This is a genomic window from Stenotrophomonas sp. GW821-FHT09E08 (assembly GCF_059416125.1).
In genome coordinates this window covers 156,367-175,138 of sequence record NZ_JBWKOO010000008.1, presented here as the reverse complement: position 1 = coordinate 175,138, position 18,772 = coordinate 156,367, and the positions used below count along the sequence as shown (strand labels likewise).

General features: G+C 65.7%; 12 protein-coding genes. 8 read left to right on the top strand and 4 right to left on the bottom strand.

Annotation, left to right across the window (positions count from 1 at the left end; all coding sequences use genetic code 11):
* Positions 1 to 58: 58 nt before the first annotated feature.
* The 8 genes from AC07M7_RS12525 (at position 59) to AC07M7_RS12490 (ending at position 12,549) form a co-directional block, all read left to right on the top strand.
* Positions 59 to 925, top strand: a complete 867-nt coding sequence (locus tag AC07M7_RS12525) for a LytTR family DNA-binding domain-containing protein (RefSeq protein ID WP_253079135.1) — start codon at positions 59 to 61, stop codon at positions 923 to 925.
* A gap of 188 nt (positions 926 to 1,113) precedes the next feature.
* A protein-coding gene (prfB, locus tag AC07M7_RS12520; protein WP_012510936.1) for a peptide chain release factor 2 occupies positions 1,114 to 2,239 on the top strand; the annotation gives its coding sequence in 2 pieces (ribosomal slippage) (positions 1,114 to 1,188 and positions 1,190 to 2,239; 1,125 coding nt in all).
* A gap of 45 nt (positions 2,240 to 2,284) precedes the next feature.
* Entirely contained in the window at positions 2,285 to 3,067 is a 783-nt protein-coding gene (locus tag AC07M7_RS12515) for a helix-turn-helix transcriptional regulator (protein WP_495207505.1), read from the top strand.
* Between the two features lie 635 nt (positions 3,068 to 3,702).
* The gene (locus AC07M7_RS12510; RefSeq protein WP_295381890.1) at positions 3,703 to 5,088 is read left to right on the top strand and encodes an NAD-dependent succinate-semialdehyde dehydrogenase; all 1,386 of its coding nucleotides are present in this window, start codon (positions 3,703 to 3,705) and stop codon (positions 5,086 to 5,088) included.
* A 63-nt stretch (positions 5,089 to 5,151) separates the two neighbouring features.
* Positions 5,152 to 6,792: an acetolactate synthase large subunit gene (locus AC07M7_RS12505; protein ID WP_428709107.1), complete on the top strand. Its 1,641-nt coding sequence runs from the start codon at positions 5,152 to 5,154 to the stop codon at positions 6,790 to 6,792.
* Positions 6,793 to 6,967: 175 nt separating this feature from the next.
* Positions 6,968 to 8,479, top strand: coding sequence for a lysine--tRNA ligase (gene lysS / locus AC07M7_RS12500; RefSeq protein WP_043398964.1), 1,512 nt, complete (start codon positions 6,968 to 6,970; stop codon positions 8,477 to 8,479).
* 205 nt (positions 8,480 to 8,684) lie between these two features.
* Complete coding sequence (gene rpfG, locus AC07M7_RS12495) at positions 8,685 to 9,824, top strand: cyclic di-GMP phosphodiesterase response regulator RpfG (protein WP_006364528.1); 1,140 nt, start codon at positions 8,685 to 8,687, stop codon at positions 9,822 to 9,824.
* A gap of 1 nt (position 9,825) precedes the next feature.
* The gene (locus tag AC07M7_RS12490) at positions 9,826 to 12,549 is read left to right on the top strand and encodes a response regulator (protein ID WP_136639728.1); all 2,724 of its coding nucleotides are present in this window, start codon (positions 9,826 to 9,828) and stop codon (positions 12,547 to 12,549) included.
* Between the two features lie 12 nt (positions 12,550 to 12,561).
* Here AC07M7_RS12490 and rpfF read toward each other — a convergent pair whose 3' ends face one another.
* From rpfF to betB, 4 genes are all read right to left on the bottom strand, one after another.
* Entirely contained in the window at positions 12,562 to 13,431 is an 870-nt protein-coding gene (gene rpfF, locus AC07M7_RS12485) for a diffusible signal factor synthase RpfF (RefSeq protein WP_106467930.1), read from the bottom strand.
* A 201-nt stretch (positions 13,432 to 13,632) separates the two neighbouring features.
* Positions 13,633 to 15,309 carry a fatty acyl-CoA ligase RpfB gene (rpfB, locus tag AC07M7_RS12480; protein ID WP_495207504.1) on the bottom strand — a complete coding sequence of 559 codons (1,677 nt, stop codon included), beginning with the start codon at positions 15,307 to 15,309 and terminating at the stop codon, positions 13,633 to 13,635.
* Positions 15,310 to 15,499: 190 nt separating this feature from the next.
* Positions 15,500 to 17,182, bottom strand: coding sequence for a choline dehydrogenase (gene betA, locus AC07M7_RS12475; RefSeq protein ID WP_495207503.1), 1,683 nt, complete (start codon positions 17,180 to 17,182; stop codon positions 15,500 to 15,502).
* 99 nt (positions 17,183 to 17,281) lie between these two features.
* Positions 17,282 to 18,754 carry a betaine-aldehyde dehydrogenase gene (betB, locus tag AC07M7_RS12470; RefSeq protein WP_495207502.1) on the bottom strand — a complete coding sequence of 491 codons (1,473 nt, stop codon included), beginning with the start codon at positions 18,752 to 18,754 and terminating at the stop codon, positions 17,282 to 17,284.
* Between the last annotated feature and the right edge of the window lie 18 nt (positions 18,755 to 18,772).

Genomic DNA, 18,772 nt, shown 5'->3' with positions numbered 1-18,772 from the left:
GCCGCTACCCTCGGTTCCTTGAGGCACGCTGGAGCACCGCAACACCATGGATCACCCAATGGCACCAGGCCGCCCACCGCGCTGGCGTACGTCAACCCGTCTATTGCTATGGGCGGCGATCCTGTCGGCCTCGGCAGTGACCAATGCGTTGGTCGAGGTGATGGACGCCAGTCGCCGCGGCGCCGATCTGGGCCTGTGGGAGCCGATGATCTGGGAGTTCAGCAGCCTCGTCCCGATCCTGCTGACCCTGCCGCTGCTGTGGCGGGCGTGCGAGCGCTGGCCGCTGCATGCCGATACCTGGAAGCGGCGGCTGCCGCTGTACCTGCTGGCCAGCATCGGTTGGTCACTGCTGCATGTGGGGGGAATGATGCTGCTGCGGCATCTGGCATACGCATCGCTGGGCTATCGCTACCAGGACGATGCCGGCTGGCTGGAACGCTTTGCGTACGAATACCTGAAAGATGTGCGCACCTTTGCGCTGTTCGTGGCACTGGAGCACTTTGCCAGCTGGTTCGGCCGGCGCAGGCAGGGCGAGGCGAGCCTGCTGGCCGAGCCCGACGTAGGTCCGCCGGTGGAGCCGGTCGAGCGTCCCCAGCATTTCCTGGTACGCAAGCTGGGCAAGGAGTTCCTGGTGGCCACCGCAGACGTGGAATACGCCCAAGCGGCGGGGAATTACGTGAATCTGCGGGTGCGCGGCCACGACTACCCGCTGCGGATCACCATGGCGGTGTTGGAGCAGCGGCTGGACCCGGGCCAGTTCCTGCGCCCGCACCGCAGCTGGCTGATCCACCGCAGCCAGTTGCGTTCGATCGAACCGCTGGATGGCGGCGAGGCCTTGTTGCATATGGCCGACGGGGCCAAGGTGCCCTGCAGCCGGCGCCAGTTGCCGCTGCTTCGGCAGGCGCTGGGCGGGGCGGGTGGGTAGAGTTGACTGTTAGTCGACTATCGCGCGCAGCGCGGGCTTCACCGCAATCTGAATGAAAAGCAGTCGACTGACAGTCGACTCTACCAACGGACGGGTTTGCAGCCTGGGGCAGGCCCTGGCCCCTCATTCCGGGCGCCCCCGGCCTGCGGTATCATTGCCAGTCATCTTTTGAATGCATAACCGCCGACATGATCGAACTGAATCCTGTCCGCCAGCGCATCACCGATCTGACCGATCGCGTGCTGTCGCTTCGGGGGTATCTTTGACTACGACGCCAAGAAAGAGCGTCTTGAAGAAGTAACGCGGGAGCTGGAAAGCCCCGACGTCTGGAACAACGCCGAGTACGCCCAGAACCTGGGCCGCGAGCGCTCCAGCCTGGAAAAGACCGTGGGCGGCATCGCCTCGGTGCTCGACGGCCTGGCTGATGCCACCGAACTGCTTGAGCTGGCCGAGTCCGAGCAGGACGAGGACACCGCACTGGCCGTGGTCGCCGACCTGGACAAGCATCAGGCGCATGTGGAGAAGCTGGAGTTCCAGCGCATGTTCTCCGGCGAGATGGACAACGCTGCTGCCTTTGTCGACATCCAGGCCGGTGCCGGTGGCACCGAAGCCCAGGACTGGGCCGAGATCCTGCTGCGCATGTACCTGCGCTGGTGTGAATCGCGCGGCTGGAAGACCGAGCTGATGGAAGTCTCCGGTGGCGACGTCGCCGGCATCAAGTCGGCCACGCTGCGCGTGGAAGGCGACTACGCCTACGGCTGGCTGAAGACCGAGACCGGCGTGCACCGCCTGGTGCGCAAGTCGCCGTTCGACTCGGACAACCGCCGCCACACCAGCTTCACCTCGGTGTTCGTGTCGCCGGAAATCGATGACAACATCGACATCACCATCAACCCGGCCGACCTGCGGACCGACGTGTACCGTTCGTCCGGTGCCGGTGGCCAGCACGTGAACAAGACCGAGTCGGCGGTGCGTATCACCCACATCCCGACCAACATCGTCGTGGCCTGCCAGACCGGCCGCAGCCAGCACCAGAACCGCGACAACGCGATGAAGATGCTGGCCGCCAAGCTGTACGAGCTGGAGATCCAGAAGCGCAACGCCGAGAAGGACGCCGTGGAAGCCACCAAGTCCGACATTGGCTGGGGCAGCCAGATCCGCAATTACGTGCTCGACCAGAGCCGTATCAAGGACCTGCGTACCGGCATCGAACGCTCGGATACGCAGAAGGTGCTCGACGGCGACCTGGACGAGTTCGTCGAGGCCAGCCTGAAGGCCGGCCTGGCCGTGGGCTCCAAGCGCGTCGATGCCTGATCGACGCGCCTGCGCGGATATCATCGCCCTCCGTGATGGAGGGAGATGATGCGCAGCGAAAGTGAACGCAAGGAACTCGGCGGCTTCCTCAAAGCCTGCCGCGCCCGTGTCGACCCCGCCACGCTCGGCCTGCCGGCCGGGCGCCGGCGTACCCCGGGCCTGAAGCGCGAGGAAGTGGCACTGGCGATCGGGGTCAGTGTCAGCTGGTACACCTGGATCGAGCAGGGCCGCGAAGTGCGCGCCTCGCCGGAGGTGCTTGAACGCTTGGCGCAGGTGCTGCGCATGAGCGACGACGAGCGCGCCTATGCGTTCGCGCTGTCCGGCTACGGCGTGCCGCTGGAGTCACCGGACGAGACGGTCACCGATGGCCTGCGGCAGCTGGTGGAAGCCATGCAGCCGATCCCGGCCTACGTGCGCAATACCCGCTTCGACATCCTGGCCTGGAACCCGGCCATCGCCGACCTGTTCGTGGATTACAGCCAGCTGGCGCCGCACGAGCGCAACACGCTGCGGCTGATGTTCCTGTATCCGCCGTACCGCACGCTGATCCTCAACTGGGAAGAAATGACCCGCGGGCTGCTGGCGGGCTTCCGCGCGGCGATGGCGCAGGCGCCGGACAAGGCCCCGTTCCTGGCGCTGGCCGAGGACATCGCCGCGCACAGCGAGGAGTTCCGCCAGTGGTGGCCGGAGCACGATGTGCGGCGGTTCGATGAAGGTGCGAAGAAATTGAACCATCCCACGCGCGGGTTGCTGGACCTGCAGTACGTAGCGCTGGTGCCGGAGAGCCGGCACGATCTTTCCTTGGTTACTTACCTGCCGCGTAGGTAGGTTGGTCGGCAGGGCTGCGCCCTGCACCCGCAGAGGCGAAGCGACAGCAACAGCAACAGCGGGCTATCCGAGGGATGGCGGGGTGGTGTGGGTTGGCAGGACACGCCGTAAACCCGTCCCTGGGGGCTCGATGGCGCCATCCATGGCGCCAACGGTCCTGCCAACCCACACCGCCCCACCTCAGACAGATTTCGCGCGGTTGTTGGTAGGTGTCGACCTTGGTCGACACATCTGTCAGATATCGAAAGAAATTCCGGGGTCAGATCCGTTTTCCGTAGGAAAACGGATCTGACCCCAAGAGCAACTCCGACAGATCGCGGGAAATTGTCGAAGGTGGGGTGGGTCCGGTTGCGGGGGCGTGAGCGCCATGGATGGCGCGACCGAGGCTACATGGATGTATTCACGCCGTCCCCCGCAACCGGACCCACCCCGCCATCCCGCGGAATGCACGCTGTTGCCGTTGCCTTGGTTTGAAGCCTCTGCGGGTGCAGGGCGCAGCCCTGCCGATGACCCCACTCAGGCAGGTAAGTGCAGGTCACAGGATAAGCAGACGCCTTGTTGTGCCCGTCCATCGGGTCCACATTCCTGTGCAGGAGACGGGCTGTCGCCCGTTGTCGAGACACCAGGAGACCTGCATGTCCGCTGCCCCCACCACTGCCATTTCCCGCGATCCGGCCACCGGCCAGCAGATCGCCAGCCATCCCTTCGCCACCGACGCCGAACTGGAGACCATCCTCGATCGCGGTCAGACCGGCTTCGCGGCCTGGAGCGCCAGGAGCCTCGAACAGCGGGCCGAGGTGCTGCGCGCGATGGCTGCCGTACTGCGTCGTGACCGCGAGAAGCTGGCTGCACTGGCCACCGCCGAAATGGGCAAGGTCCAGGCCGAATCCCTGGCCGAAATCGAAAAATGCGCCGTGCTGTGCGACTGGTACGCCGACAACGGTGCGCAGTTCCTGCGCGACGAACCGACCCAGGTGCCCGACGACAAGGCTTACGTGTCCTACCTGCCGCTGGGCGTGGTGCTGGGCATCATGCCGTGGAACTTCCCGTACTGGCAGGTGATGCGTGCGGCGGTGCCGATCCTGATGGGCGGCAACGGCTTCCTGCTGAAGCCGGCCGAGAACATCGTCGGTACCGCGCAGCTGCTCGACGCGGCGTGGCGTGATGCCGGGCTGCCGGAAGGCACCTTCATCGCCGCCAACATCAGCCGCGACGGCACCAGCCGTGCGATTGCCGATGACCGCATCGCGGCGGTGACCCTGACTGGCAGTGTGGCCGCTGGCCGCAGCATCGCCGCCCAGGCCGGGCAGGCGCTGAAGAAGGTGGTGCTGGAACTGGGTGGATCGGACCCGTTCATCGTGCTGGCCGATGCCGATCTGGACGCTGCCGTCGAAGCGGCGGTGGCTTCACGCTTCCAGAACACCGGGCAGGTCTGCATCGCCGGCAAGCGCATCATCGTTGAAGACGCGGTCTACGACCGTTTCGTCGCGCAATTCTGCCAGAAGGTGCAGGCGCTGACCGTCGGCGATGGCCGCGAGGCCGGCAACCGTATCGGCCCGATGGCCCGACAGGACCTGCTGGAGCAGCTGGACGCGCAGGTACGCGCTTCGGTGGACGCAGGCGCGAAGCTGCTGGTCGGCGGCCATCAGCTGGATCGCCCGGGCGCGTTCTACGCCCCCACCGTGCTGGCCGACGTGGAGCCGGGCATGCAGGCCTTCGATACCGAGACCTTCGGTCCGGTGGCCTCGATCAGCCGCGCCCGTGATGCCGACCATGCAGTGGAGCTGGCCAACCAGAGCGAGTTCGGCCTCAGCGGCAACCTGTGGAGCGGCGACCGCGCGCGGGCCATGCAGCTGGCGCGCCGGCTTCAGACCGGCGGTGTGTTCGTCAACGGCTTCTCCGCTTCGGACCCGCGCGTGCCGATCGGCGGCGTGAAGAAGAGCGGCTTCGGCCGTGAGCTCTCGCACTTCGGCATCCGCGAATTCGTCAACGCGCAGACGGTGTGGTTCGACAAGCGTTGACGCGCAGCTTCCATCCTTCCTGCAACGATCCATCATCAGTCCAGCGAAAAGGACGGCATTCCAATGTCCAAGGGTTCAGATCTGCTTGTCGCCGCGCTTGAGAACGAAGGCGTCGAGCGTATTTTCGGCATCCCCGGCGAGGAGAACCTCGACGTGGTCGAATCACTCCGCCATTCCAGCATCGAGCTGGTCATCACCCGCCACGAACAGGCAGCCGTGTTCATGGCAGCCACCTATGGCCGCCTGACCGGCAAACCGGGTGTGTGCCTGGCCACGCTCGGCCCCGGCGCGCTCAACTTCACCACCGGCGCCGCCTACGCGCTGCTGGGTGCGTGGCCGGTGATCATGATTACCGGCCAGAAGGGCATCGTCGCCAGCAAGCAGGCGCGTTTTCAGATCGTCGACATCGTCAGCACCATGAAGCCGCTGACCAAGCAGGCGCGGCAGATCGTCTCCGCGCGCACCATCCCGACGATCGTCCGCGAGGCATTCCGTACTGCGCTGGAAGAGCGCCCGGGCCCGGTGCTGCTGGAGCTGCCCGAAGACATCGCGGCCGATGAGGTCGGGGACGTAGCGCTGATTCCGCCGCACGCGGTGGATCGTCCGATTGCCAGTCCGGAAGCACTGGACCGCGCGGCGGACATCATCCGCAACGCCAGGCGCCCGCTGCTGATGATCGCCTCGGCGGCGTCGCGGCCGCAGTCCAGCGAAGCGTTGTCGGCCTTCGTGCTGCGCGCTGGTATTCCGTTCTTCACCACGCAGATGGGTAAAGGGGCGGTGGCCGGTGGTTCGGGGCTGTACATGGGCACCGCCGCGCTGACCGAGCGCGACTACGTGCACATGGCGATCGACCAGGCTGACGTGATCGTGACCATCGGTCATGAGGTCACCGAGAAGCCGCCGTTCGTGATGCGCCCGGGCGGACCGACTGTGATCCATATCGGCTACTCGCAGGCGGCGGTGGAGCAGGTGTACTTCCCGCAGGTAGAAGTGATCGGCGATATCGGTCGCTCGCTGACCCAGCTGGCCGACCGCATCGAAGGCGCGGTGCCGAACGCCGACGCGCTGCTGCCACTGCGCGCAACCATCCTCGAACATCTGGCCGACCGTGCCGAAGAAGCCGGGTTCACCCCGCAGCGACTGGTGCACGACGTGCGCCAGGTGATGCCGCCGGACGGCATCGTGGCGCTGGACAACGGCATGTACAAGATCTGGTTTGCGCGCAACTACCGCACCCAAGTGGCCAATACGCTGCTGCTGGACAACGCGCTGGCGACGATGGGCGCGGGCCTGCCGTCGGCGATCATGGCCTCGATCCTGTACCCGCAGCGGCGGGTGCTGGCGGTGTGTGGCGATGGCGGTTTCATGATGAACAGCCAGGAGCTGGAGACCGCGCGACGGCTGGGCCTGAACCTGGTGGTGCTGATCCTCAACGATGGCGCCTACGGGATGATCCGCTGGAAGCAGGCGGTGGATGGCTTCACCGACTACGGCATGACCTTCAGTAACCCGGATTTCGTGAAGTATGCGGAAGCCTATGGCTGCAAGGGCCATGAAGTGACGGCCATCGAGCAGTTCATCCCGACGCTGGAGGCGGCGTTCAGCGAGGGTGGGGTGCACCTGGTGTCGGTGCCGGTGGACTATTCGGAGAACCAGCGGGTGCTGGTGGATGAGCTGCGGCAGGCATTCCCCGGGAACGGGTGAATCCGGGGCATGGCCCGGTAGGTGTCGACCTTGGTCGACACGGTGGGCGCCAACCAAGGTTGGCGGCTACCGGAGCAGGGGCGGCCCGAGGCCGGGCCTGGGCGGTTTTGGTATGCTGGGCAACCGGCTGTGCCGGGCGCAACATCCCCCCTCACTACACGATTCCCGCAGATCCATGAGCGAAGCTACCGATACCCCCCCCGTTGACGAAAACAAGTTGATCGCCGAGCGCCGCGAGAAACTCAAAACGCTGCGTGGGCAGGGTATCGCGTACCCGAACGATTTCCGTCGCGAGGACTTCGCCGGCCGCCTGCAGGAAGAATTCGCCGACGCCGAACAGTGGACCGCCGAGGCCCTGGAAGGCAACGGCCGCCAGGTGAAGATGGCCGGCCGCCTGATGGCCAAGCGCATCATGGGCAAGGCCAGTTTCGCGCAGATCCAGGACGAGTCCGGCCGCATCCAGCTTTTCCTGCAGGGCACGGTGCTGGGCGATGCCTATACCGCCTTCAAGGGCTGGGACGTGGGCGACATCATTGCTGTCGAAGGCGGCCTGACCCGTACCAAGACCGGCGAGCTGTCGGTCAAGGCCGAATCGATCCGCCTGCTGACCAAGTCGCTGCGCCCGCTGCCGGACAAGTGGCATGGCCTGGCCGACGTCGAGCAGCGCTACCGCCAGCGCTATGTCGACCTGATCGTGACCCCGGAGTCGCGCGCGGTGTTCATCAAGCGCTCGAAGATCATCCGCGCCATGCGCGCGTGGCTGGACAACCGCGACTTCCTGGAAGTCGAAACGCCGATGATGCATTACATCCCCGGCGGCGCGGCGGCCAAGCCGTTCACCACCCACCACAACGCGCTGGACCTGGACCTGTACCTGCGCGTGGCGCCGGAGCTGTACCTCAAGCGCCTGACCGTGGGCGGCCTGGAGCGCGTCTACGAGATCAACCGCAACTTCCGCAACGAAGGCGTCAGCACCCGCCACAACCCGGAATTCACCATGATGGAACTGTACGAGGCCTACGCCACGTACAACGAGATCATGGACCTGACCGAAGGCGTGATCCGCGACGTGGCCAAGGCCGTCAACGGTGGCACCGAGGTTGAGTGGGACGGCGCGAAGATCGACCTGGGCCCGGCGTTCCGCCGCTGGCGCATGGACGAGGCGGTGCGCCACCACAATCCGGAAATCTCGGCCGCCGATTGCACCGACCGCGATGCGCTGCTGCGCCATTGCGAGCGTTTGAAGATCCGCGTCAAGCCGTCCTACGGCTGGGGCAAGCTGCTGCTGGAGATCTTCGAAGCCACTGTCGAGCACACGCTGATCCAGCCGACCTTCATCACCGATCATCCGGTGGAAGTCTCGCCGCTGGCCCGCGCCAACGACAACGATCCGGGCTACACCGACCGCTTCGAGCTGTTCGTCAACGGCAAGGAGCTGGCCAACGGCTTCTCCGAGCTGAACGACCCGGAAGACCAGGCCCAGCGCTTCCAGGCCCAGGTGGCGGCGAAGGAAGGTGGCGATGACGAGGCCATGCACTATGACGCCGACTACATCCGTGCGTTGGAGTACGGCATGGCCCCGACCGGCGGCCTCGGCATCGGTGTCGATCGCCTGGTGATGCTGCTGACCGGCAGCAGCTCGATCCGTGACGTGCTGCTGTTCCCGTACATGCGTCCGGAGCAGTAAGTCGTCTTTTTGACTCCTGTTTGTGCGCGCCGTCGCGAAATGAGACGGCGCGATTGACGCCTCCCGCACTCGGCGTATCGTTAATGCACTACCTTGACGTCTGTTGTGGCTTGATCGGCGCCAGGGGGAGTGCGCACTGTGGAGAGTCCGCTTCACAATGTGATGACGATCATGAACCGGGACGCATGACACGGGAGTCAGGCCGATGCAGGGTGCGAGCGTTCGCAGCGGCAGGGTATCCTCGCCTGCTGATGATCCAGCATGGTCGAGAAACCAGGCAGAGTACGCGTTGAACATCGTCATTGTTGACGACCAGACGTCCGCGCGGACGATGCTGCGTCACGTCATCGAAGATATCGCGCCGGAACTGAGCGTGTATGACTTCGGTGATCCGTTGACCGCATTGGCCTGGTGCGAGGCGCATCCGGTCGACCTGCTGCTGCTCGATTACCGCATGCCGGAGATGGACGGGCTGGAATTCGCCCGTCGTTTCCGCCGCCTGCCCAAGCACCGCGACATTCCGGTGATCCTGATTACCGTGGTCGGCGACGAGCCGATCCGGCAGGCCGCGCTGGAAGCGGGCGTCATTGATTTCCTGGTCAAGCCGATCCGCCCACGCGAACTGCGTGCGCGCTGCTACAACCTGCTGCAGCTGCGCCAGCAGACCGAGAACGTGAAGCAGCGGGCCTTGTCGCTGGAGCAGCGGTTGCTGGCCAGCATGCACGAGGTCGAAGAGCGTGAGCGCGAGACCCTGTCGCGATTGGCTCGGGCGATCGAGTTCCGTGATGCCGGCACCAGTGCCTACCTGGAGCGCATGGCGCGCGTGGCCGGGCTGATTGCCGAGCAGCTGGGCCTGCCCGAAGACGACGTGCGCCTGATCGAGATGGCCGCGCCCCTGCATGACATGGGCAAGATCGCTATTCCCGATGCGGTGCTTCTCAAGCAGGGCAAGCTCAACGACGAAGAACTGGCGATCATGCGGCGGCACCCGCGCATCGGCCATGAGCTGCTCAGCGGCAGCCAGAACCGCTTCATCCAGGTTGGTGCGCTGATCGCGCTGCGTCACCACGAGCGGTATGACGGCAGCGGCTATCCTGATGGCCTGGTCGGCGAGGCGATTCCGCTGGAAGCGCGCATCGTCGCCGTTGCCGACGTTTTTGATGCCCTGATTTCGCCCCGTCCGTACAAGGAAGCATGGACCATGGAAGCCACACTGGCCTATCTGTACGCCCAGCGTGGCCGACTGTTCGACCCGCGCTGCGTGGATGCGCTGATGCGCGGTCACCAGCAGTTGATGGATATCTGCGCCCAGCACTCGACGGCATCGACGCGACCGGGTGGGTGACATGCAGGACCTGTTCGCACGCGTGAAGCGCCGATTGGCGCAGCGTCCGGATTCGGAGCATGGCCAGGCGATCGTGCGGGTGGCGCTGATCTCGCTGATCCTGGTCTATGTGCTGCTGTCCGGTGCGCGCCTGCACCGTCTGGAGCAGTACCAGGGCGTGCTGGCGACGGTACTGACCGGGTTGGGGCTTTCGCTGCTGCTGTTCGGTTGGCTGCTGTGGAAGCCTGAGCGCTCCGATCCGCGCCGGGTGGCCGGGATGCTGGCCGATTACGGCTTGATCGCCATCGGCATGATCCAGATGGGCGAACCGCTGGCCTGGGTGTACGCGGTGGTGATGTGGGTCACGGTGGGCAACGGCCTTCGCTTCGGGCCGCGTTACCTGGCCGCTGCCATCGTGCTGGCGATGGTCAGTTTCGGCACCACCGTGCTGTTGACCCCTTACTGGCAGGCCAACCTGGGCCTGGCCATTTCCCTGTGGTTGGGGTTGCTGGCAGTACCGTTGTGCTGCTCCTCCCTGCTGCGCAGAAGGATGCGACATCCGACCATGGATACGACCCCCGCCGCTGCCTCTCCCAACCGTTCGTTGCTGGCCCGCTTCAAGCAGCGCCTGTCCGGGCGCGAGGACAGCGAGCACGCGCAGAACCTGATCCGCATCATCATCACGGCGTTGTTCATCAGCTACCTCGGCTGGCGCTCGCTGAGCGGCGGCGGTGAGGCGTTGACCGCGACCTGGTTAATCCTCGCCTTCGAGCTGACCATCTCCGCCGGCCTGCTGACCGCGATCCTGGTCAATCCGGGTGTGTCGCATGTGCGCCGGGTGATCGGCATGCTGACCGACTACACCTGCATGGCCTGGATCATGACCATCCAGGGCGAGCCGGCCGCGCCGCTGTATGCGGTGATGCTGTGGGTGACCATCGGCAACGGCATGCGCTACGGCAGCACCTATCTGCGCGTGGCCACCGCCATGGGCTGCCTGGCGTTCCTGTGTACGGTGATGCTGTCGCCCTACTGGCGTGGGCACGACTATCTGGGCTGGGGCCTGCTGCTGGGCCTGGGCGCGATCCCGCTGTACTTCGATTCGCTGCTGCATGCGCTCACCCGTGCAGTGGCCGAGGCGCGCCAGGCCAACGAAGCCAAGAGCCGCTTCCTGGCCAACATGAGCCATGAGTTCCGCACGCCGTTGAACGGGCTGGCCGGCATGACCGAAGTGCTGGCCACCACCCGCCTGGACGATGAGCAGCGCGAGTGCCTGAACACCATCCAGGCCTCCACCCGCAGCCTGCTGGCGCTGGTGGAGGAGGTGCTGGACATCTCCGCGATCGAGGCGGGCAAGGTGCGGGTGGAGTGGCACGAGTTCGCGCTGGCCGATGTGCTGCAGGCGATCAACCTGATCCTGACCCCGCAGACCCGCTCCAAGTCGCTGGACTACCGCGTGCATGTGGACGACAACGTGCCGCCGCGCCTGCTTGGCGATGCCGGTCATCTGCAGCAGATCCTGCTCAATCTGATGGGCAATGCGGTCAAGTTCACCGACAGCGGCTACGTGCATCTGCGTGTTTCCAGCCTGGACGCAGCGGGCAGCGAGCGGGCGCGCCTGCGTTTCGAGATTGTCGACAGCGGCATCGGCGTGCCGGTGGCGCTGCGCGGCCGGCTGTTCAATGCCTTCGAGCAGGGCGATGTCGGCCTGGCCCGTCGCCATGAGGGAACCGGACTGGGCACCGCCATTGCCAAGGGCCTGGTCGAATCGATGGGCGGGCAGGTCGGTTATGCGCCGAACAGCCCGCGTGGCAGCGTGTTCTGGGTGGAGATCACGCTGGACGTGGCAGAGACCTCATCAGCCCCGGCGGTTCCGTCCGAGGTGGCTGAAGCCGGCAATGTCATCGCATTTTCCAATCCCTTCCTGCGTCATCGTGCACGGGTGCGCAGCCTGCGGGTGCTGGTGGCCGACGACCATGAAGCCAACCGCATGGTGCTGCAGCGGTTGCTGGAGAAGGCCGGCCACAAGGTCACCTGCGTCAATGGCGGCGCCGAAGTACTCGATGCACTGGAGCAGGCCAGTTACGACGCAGCAATCGTCGATCTGCACATGCCCGGCATGAGTGGACTGGACCTGCTCAAGCAGCTGCGGGTGATGCAGGCCAGCGGCATGCCCTATGTGCCGGTGATGGTCCTCAGTGCCGATGTCACCCCCGATTCGATCCTGCGCTGTGAACAGGCCGGCGCACGCGCCTTCCTGGCCAAGCCGGTAGTGGCAACCCGGTTGCTGGAAGTATTGGCCGATGTTGCTGCCAACACCCGCCCGGAATCCGGCATCCAGTCGGTTCCCGCGCTGCCGGTGGGCGATGGCGTGCTTGATACGGCAGTGCTGGATGAACTGGCGTCGCTGGGCATGGGCGACGGCTTCGAGCGCAAATTCATCGACCAGTGCCTGGTGGATGTCGATGCGAGCATGGGCCAGCTGCAGGCCTGCGGTGAAGGCCAGGCCTGGGAGGACTTCCGCGAGCACGCCCACGCCCTGCGCGGGGTGGCGAGCAACCTGGGGCTGGTCCAGGTTGCCGCCTCCAGTGGCGAGATCATGCGCATGGCGGACTGGCAGTTGAAGGGCGAGTGGGTGACCCGCCTCGGTAGTCTTGCCACCGCCCTACGCCTCGGCAGGAATGCACTGGCCGCCCGCAGCGCGGACATCGCGCGCCGTGACGACAGCGAGCGCAGCCCGTCCTGAACCGCCGCGCTGTCAGGCCGGGTCGCCATTGCGCCGGGCCTGTGCCCGCACCAGCCGGTCCATGGTACGCAGGGACTTCTCGCCGAGCTGCATGGCGGTATCCACCCAGATCTCGGTGATCCGCATCATTTCGTGCAGTGGCACCATGCTGGCGATTTCGTTCACCTCGCGCATCGCGGCCCAGGCATGTGGAATCCGCTTGCTGTCCTTGATCACCTGTTCAACGGCGGCAACGCCTTCGCCGACCGGCACCACGATGTCGACCAGCCCCATTTCCTTGAGCTGGCTGGCGGTGTAGAGGTTGCCCTCCAGCATGATCTTCTCGGCCAGGCGCGGGCTGATGCGCTGGCACAGGAAGGAGTAGGCGCCCATGCCGGGGAACAGGTCGAACAGCACCTCCGGCAGGCCCATCAGCACGCCTTCCTCGGCGACGATGGTGTGGCAGCTCAGCGCGGCTTCGAAGCCGCCGCCCAGTGCATTGCCCTGGACCAGGGCGATGCTGTGCGCACGTGCACCGAGCCCGGCATGGAAGGCGTGCACGCCGCGTACGCAGCGCTGGGCATAGTCGAGCAGGCGGGCGCGGTCGCCTTCGCGGATCAGCCGGCAGAACAGCTCGAGGTCGCCACCCAGGTTGAACACGTCACTGTCTGAGGCCAGAACGACATGGGGTGACAGGACGTGCGAGGCGCTGAGGCGGTCGCCCAGTTCGCGCTGGTAGTCGACGATGTCATCGACCAGGCGCGAGGCGAAGCAGGGCCGGCCCGGCTGGTTGACCAGGTTGGCATGCATGTGGATCCAGTAGACATCCCGCTCGGGCTCTTCGGTAATGCGCAGGGTAGGGTGCAGCGAGGGGCGGGTGATGATGGGGCGTACTGCGGACATGGGAGTTCTCCGTGTGACCGTCCGGCCAACCGCAGAGCGGACGGAGAGGAGTGAGGGGAGGCGAGCTGAACGTGCGGCGGCGACTGATTCTATGCACCCGTCGTGAACCGCCCGCAAGCGCTGTGCCGGCCATGTTCCGGTAATAAAAAGACCCCGCCGTTGCCGGCGGGGTCCCTGTTCTGCTCGCTTGCCCGGAAACCCTTACGGGGCGGGCGTATCACGCAGCTCGCGACGGAGAATCTTGCCGACGTTGGTCTTCGGCAGCTCTTTTCGGAATTCTACGATTCTGGGGTGCTTGTAACCGGTCAGGTTTGCCCGCGCATGTTCCTTGACCATTTCCGCAGTCAGGTTCGGGTCCTTCTTCACGATCACCACCTTCACCACCTCGCCGGATTTTTCATCCGGGACACCGACTGCGGCCACTTCCAGCACGCCCGGCATCATCGCGATGACGTCCTCGACCTCGTTCGGGTACACGTTGAAGCCGGACACCAGGATCATGTCCTTCTTGCGGTCGACGATGTAGAAGAAGCCCTGTTCGTCCATCCTGGCCATGTCGCCGGTGTGCAGCCAGCCGTCGGCATCGATGGCAGTGGCGGTTTCTTCCGGGCGCTGCCAGTAACCCTTCATCACCTGCGGGCCCTTGATGCACAGTTCGCCCACTTCACCCAGCGGCAGGATGTTGCCGTTGTCGTCCTTGATGCAGGCATCGGTGGACGGGATCGGCAGGCCGATAGAGCCATTGTATTCGGGCAGGGTGAGCGGGTTGATGCAGGCCGCCGGCGAGGTTTCGGTCAGGCCATAGGCCTCGACCAGGGTCACCCCGGTGGTCTTCTTCCAGCGTTCGGCCACGGCGCGCTGCACCGCCATGCCGCCACCCAGGGTGAACTTGACCGAGGAGAAGTCGATCTCGTCGAAGCCCGGGGTGTTGAGCAGGCCGTTGAACAGCGTGTTGACGCCGGTGATGGCGGTGAAGCGGGTGCCCTTGAGCTCCTTGACGAAGCCCTTCATGTCGCGCGGGTTGGTGATCAGGTGGTTGCAGCCACCGAACTTCATGAAGACCAGGCCGTTCGCGGTCAACGCAAAGATGTGGTACAGCGGCAGGGCGGTGATGATCACTTCCTTGCCCGGCTCGATGCCCGAGGTGGACAGCCACGCCGATGCCTGCTGCATGTTGGCGATCAGGTTGCGGTTGGTCAGCATCGCGCCCTTGGCAACGCCGGTGGTGCCGCCGGTGTACTGCAGGAAGGCGATGTCGTCGTGGTCGATCTCGACCGCCGGAAGCGTGTGCCGGCTGCCCAGCTTGAGCGCCTGCCTGAAGCGGATCGCGCCCATGATGTGGTAGTTGGGCACCATCTTCTTGACGTACTTCAGCACGAAGTTGACGATCGCGCCCTTGGCGCCGAGCAGGTCGCCCAGGCCGGTGGTGATCACGTGCTTGACCGGTGTGTCGGCGATGACCTGCTCGACGGTGTCGCCGAAGTTGTCGACCACCACCAGCGCGCTGACGCCGGCGTCCACCAGCTGGTGCCTGAGTTCACGCGCGGTGTACAGCGGATTGACGTTGACCACGGTCAGGCCGGCGCGCAGCACGCCGAAGGTGGCCACCGGGTACTGCAGGCAGTTGGGCATCATCAGAGCGACGCGGTCACCCTTCTTGAGCTTGAGCTCACCCAGCAGGTAGGCCGCGAACTGGTTGACCAGCGTATCGGTCTCGCCGTAGGTGATGACCTTGCCGAAGCTGGAGTAGGCGGGGCGGTCGCGGAATTTCGCGACGGAGGCGTCGAAGACCGAGGCTACCGAATGGAATTCGTTGACGTCGATTTCGGCGGGAACGCCTTTCGGATAGCTCTGCAGCCAGGGACGATCCAGACTCATATTCCCCCTCCAGGAATCGTGATGATGGGTGCGGCGCGGACAGTATCCGCCAGAACCGCTCACCGCAGCATACCGTTCCGTAGGGAAAACGCGAAGGGGGCGCGAAGAACGCGCCCCCGGGGGTGCATGAGCGCCCACCAAGGTGGGCATCTACAGGAGATCGGTGTCCGCCGTTTGCGGGCGATTCGCGTCAGCCCTTGCTGCGTACCGGTGCGCCGTTGGCCTTGTAGTACGGCGCGGTGCTGCGGGCCAGCGGGGTGCGGCCGCGGATCACGTCGGCCAGCTTCTCGGCGATCATGATGGTCGGTGCGTTGAGGTTGCCGGTCACCACCTGCGGCATGATCGAAGCATCGACAATGCGCAGGCCTTCCAGGCCGTGCACGCGGCCCTGGCCGTCGACCACCGCCATCGGATCATCGGCGTGGCCCATCTTGTTCGAGCACGACGGGTGGTAGGCGGTCTCGGCATGTTCGCGCACGAACGCGTCGATCTGCGCATCGGTCTGCAGCGCACTGCCCGGGGAGATCTCGCGGCCGCTGTACGGCGCCAGCGCCGGCTGCGCGAAGATCTCGCGGGTGATCCGGATCGCGGCACGGAACTCGCGCCAGTCCTGGTCGTGCGACATGTAGTTGAACAGGATGCTGGGATGTTCGCGCGGATCCTTCGAGCGCACGTGGATGCGGCCGCGGCTGGGCGAACGCATCGAGCCGACGTGCATCTGGAAGCTGTGCGCCTTGATCGGGTTGGAGCCGTTGTAATTGATCGCCACCGGCAGGAAGTGGTACTGCAGGTTCGGCCAATCGAACTCGGCGTCGCTGCGGATGAAGCCACCGGCCTCGAACTGGTTGCTGGCGCCGATGCCGGTGCCAAGGAACAGCCACTCGGCGCCGATGGCCGGCTGGTTGTAGAGCTTCAGTGCCGGGGCCAGCGAGACCGGCTTCTTGCACTCGTACTGCAGGTACATCTCAAGATGGTCCTGCAGGTTGGCGCCGACGCCCGGCAGGTGGTGCACCAGGTCGATGTCCAGGCTGCGCAGCAGATCGGCCGGGCCGACGCCCGAGCGCTGCAGGATCTGCGGCGAAGCGATGGCGCCGCCGCACAGCAGCACTTCGCGGCGCGCGGTGGCACGCTGCGGCTGGTCGTTGTGCAACCACTGCACGCCCACCGCACGCTTGTTTGAGAACAGGATGCGGTCGGTCAGCGCGTGGGTGACGATGGTCAGGTTCGGGCGCGGCTTGGCCAGGTCCAGGTAGCCGCGGGCGGTGCTGGAGCGACGGCCCTTCGGGGTCACCGTGCGGTCCATCGGGCCGAAGCCTTCCTGCTGGTAGCCGTTGAGATCGTCGGTGCGCGGGTAGCCGGCCTGCACGCCGGCCTCGACCATCGCAGCGAACAGCTCGTTGTTGCCGGCCTTGGGCGTGGTCACACGCAGCGGGCCTTCGCCACCGTGGTAATCATTGGGGCCGATGTCGCGGGTTTCGGCCTTGCGGAAGTACGGCAGGCAGTCCAGGTAGGTCCAGTCGTCCAGACCCGGCATGCTGGCCCAGTTGTCGTAGTCCATGGCGTTGCCGCGGATGTAGCACATGCCGTTGATCAGCGACGAACCGCCCAGGCCCTTGCCGCGGCCACAGTCCATGCGGCGGTTGTTCATGAAGGGCTCGGGATCGGTCTTGTACGCCCAGTTGTAGCGCTTGCCCTGCAGCGGGAAGGCCAGCGCCGCCGGCATCTGGGTACGGAAGTCGAGCCGGTAGTCCGGGCCACCGGCTTCCAGCAGCAGCACGCTGACATCGGCATCTTCGGTGAGGCGGGTGGCCAGCACGTTGCCGGCCGAACCGGCGCCGATGATGATGTAGTCGTACTCGTTATGGGTGCTCATGGGTGTCTCCTGCAGGCCGGGGCGCTGCATGCAGCCGTCCCGGCGGAATGTCGGATCGGCACGATGGCCGGACGTGGGGCGCGCCCGGGGGCGCGCCGGTCAGAACACGCTGGCGTAGTCGCCCAGCTCGACCTGCACCGACTTGATGCGGGTGTAGTGGCCGAGGGTCGAGAGGCCGTTCTCGCGGCCGACGCCGGATTCCTTGTAGCCACCGACCGGCATTTCGGCCGGCGATTCGCCCCAGGTATTGATCCAGCAGATGCCGGCTTCCAGGCGGTGGATGATGCGGTGGGCGCGGCTGACGTCCTTGCTGACCACGCCGGCGGCGAGGCCGAAGGTGGTGTCGTTGGCACGACGCACCACTTCGTCTTCGTCGTCGTAGGCAAGGATGCTCATCACCGGCCCGAAGATCTCTTCCTTGACGATGGTCATGTCATCGCGGCAGTCGGAGAACACGGTCGGCAGCACGTAGGCGCCATTGGCCAGCGCGCCTTCGGTAGCACGGCCGCCGCCGGTCAGCAGGCGGGCGCCTTCGGCCTTGCCGCTTTCGATGTAGCGCAGTACGTTTTCCATGTGCGGGAAGCTGGTGAGCGGGCCGAAGTTGGTCTCGGCGGCCGTCGGGTCGCCGATGCGGATGCGCTTGACGCGCTCGACCACGGCGGCTTCGAACGCGGCCAGCATGCTGCGCGGCACGAACACGCGGGTGCCGTTGGTGCAGACCTGGCCGGAGCTGAAGAAGTTGGCCATCACCGCGATGTCGGCGGCGCGGTCGAGGTCGGCGTCATCGCAGATCACCAGCGGCGACTTGCCGCCCAGTTCCATGGTCACTTCCTTCAGCGACGAGGACGCGGCGCTGGCCATGACCTTCTTGCCGGTGGCGACGCCGCCGGTGAAGGAGATCTTCTCGATCACCGGGTGCTCGGTCAGCCACTGGCCGATCTCGCGGCCAGGGCCCTGCACGACGTTGAACACGCCGGCCGGCACGCCGGCTTCGGTGTAGATTTCGGCCAGTCGGATCGCGGTCAGCGGCGTCACTTCGGACGGCTTGAACACCATCGCGTTGCCGGCGGCCAGCGCCGGTGCCGACTTCCACATGGCGATCTGGATCGGGTAGTTCCAGGCGCCGATGCCGGCGACCACGCCCAGCGGCTCGCGGCGGGTGTAGAAGAAGCTCGATTCGCGCAGCGGCAGCTGGATGCCTTCGATGGCGGTGGCCAGGCCGGCGTAGTACTCGACCACGTCGGCACCGGTGACGATGTCCACGGTGGTGGTTTCGGCCAGCGCCTTGCCGGTGTCAAGGGTTTCCAGATGGGCCAGCTCGTCGTTGCGCTCGCGCAGGATCTCGACGGCGCGGCGCAGGATGCGCGAACGCTCCATGGCGGTCATCGCCGCCCACACCTTCTGGCCTTCGGCCGCGCTCTGCACGGCGCGCTCGACGTCAGCCTGGCTGGCGACCTGCACTTCAGCGATCGCTTCACCGGTGGCCGGGTTGACGGTCCTGAAGGTCTTGCCGCTGGTGGCATCGACGCGCTGGCCGTGGATGTAGAGCTGTTGGACGGGCAGGGTGGTCATGGGGCGTACTCCTTGGAA

What these genes read in the sequence shown, in the direction of transcription:
- AC07M7_RS12490 (WP_136639728.1), top strand. Translation starts at nt 9,826, where the DNA reads ATGCAGGACCTGTTCGCACGCGTGAAGCGCCGATTGGCGCAGCGTCCG.
- betA (WP_495207503.1), bottom strand. Translation starts at nt 17,182, where the DNA reads ATGAGCACCCATAACGAGTACGACTACATCATCATCGGCGCCGGTTCG.
- AC07M7_RS12510 (WP_295381890.1), top strand. Translation starts at nt 3,703, where the DNA reads ATGTCCGCTGCCCCCACCACTGCCATTTCCCGCGATCCGGCCACCGGC.
- rpfF (WP_106467930.1), bottom strand. Translation starts at nt 13,431, where the DNA reads ATGTCCGCAGTACGCCCCATCATCACCCGCCCCTCGCTGCACCCTACC.
- betB (WP_495207502.1), bottom strand. Translation starts at nt 18,754, where the DNA reads ATGACCACCCTGCCCGTCCAACAGCTCTACATCCACGGCCAGCGCGTC.
- rpfG (WP_006364528.1), top strand. Translation starts at nt 8,685, where the DNA reads ATGCAGGGTGCGAGCGTTCGCAGCGGCAGGGTATCCTCGCCTGCTGAT.
- AC07M7_RS12505 (WP_428709107.1), top strand. Translation starts at nt 5,152, where the DNA reads ATGTCCAAGGGTTCAGATCTGCTTGTCGCCGCGCTTGAGAACGAAGGC.
- rpfB (WP_495207504.1), bottom strand. Translation starts at nt 15,309, where the DNA reads ATGAGTCTGGATCGTCCCTGGCTGCAGAGCTATCCGAAAGGCGTTCCC.
- AC07M7_RS12525 (WP_253079135.1), top strand. Translation starts at nt 59, where the DNA reads ATGGCACCAGGCCGCCCACCGCGCTGGCGTACGTCAACCCGTCTATTG.
- lysS (WP_043398964.1), top strand. Translation starts at nt 6,968, where the DNA reads ATGAGCGAAGCTACCGATACCCCCCCCGTTGACGAAAACAAGTTGATC.
- AC07M7_RS12515 (WP_495207505.1), top strand. Translation starts at nt 2,285, where the DNA reads ATGATGCGCAGCGAAAGTGAACGCAAGGAACTCGGCGGCTTCCTCAAA.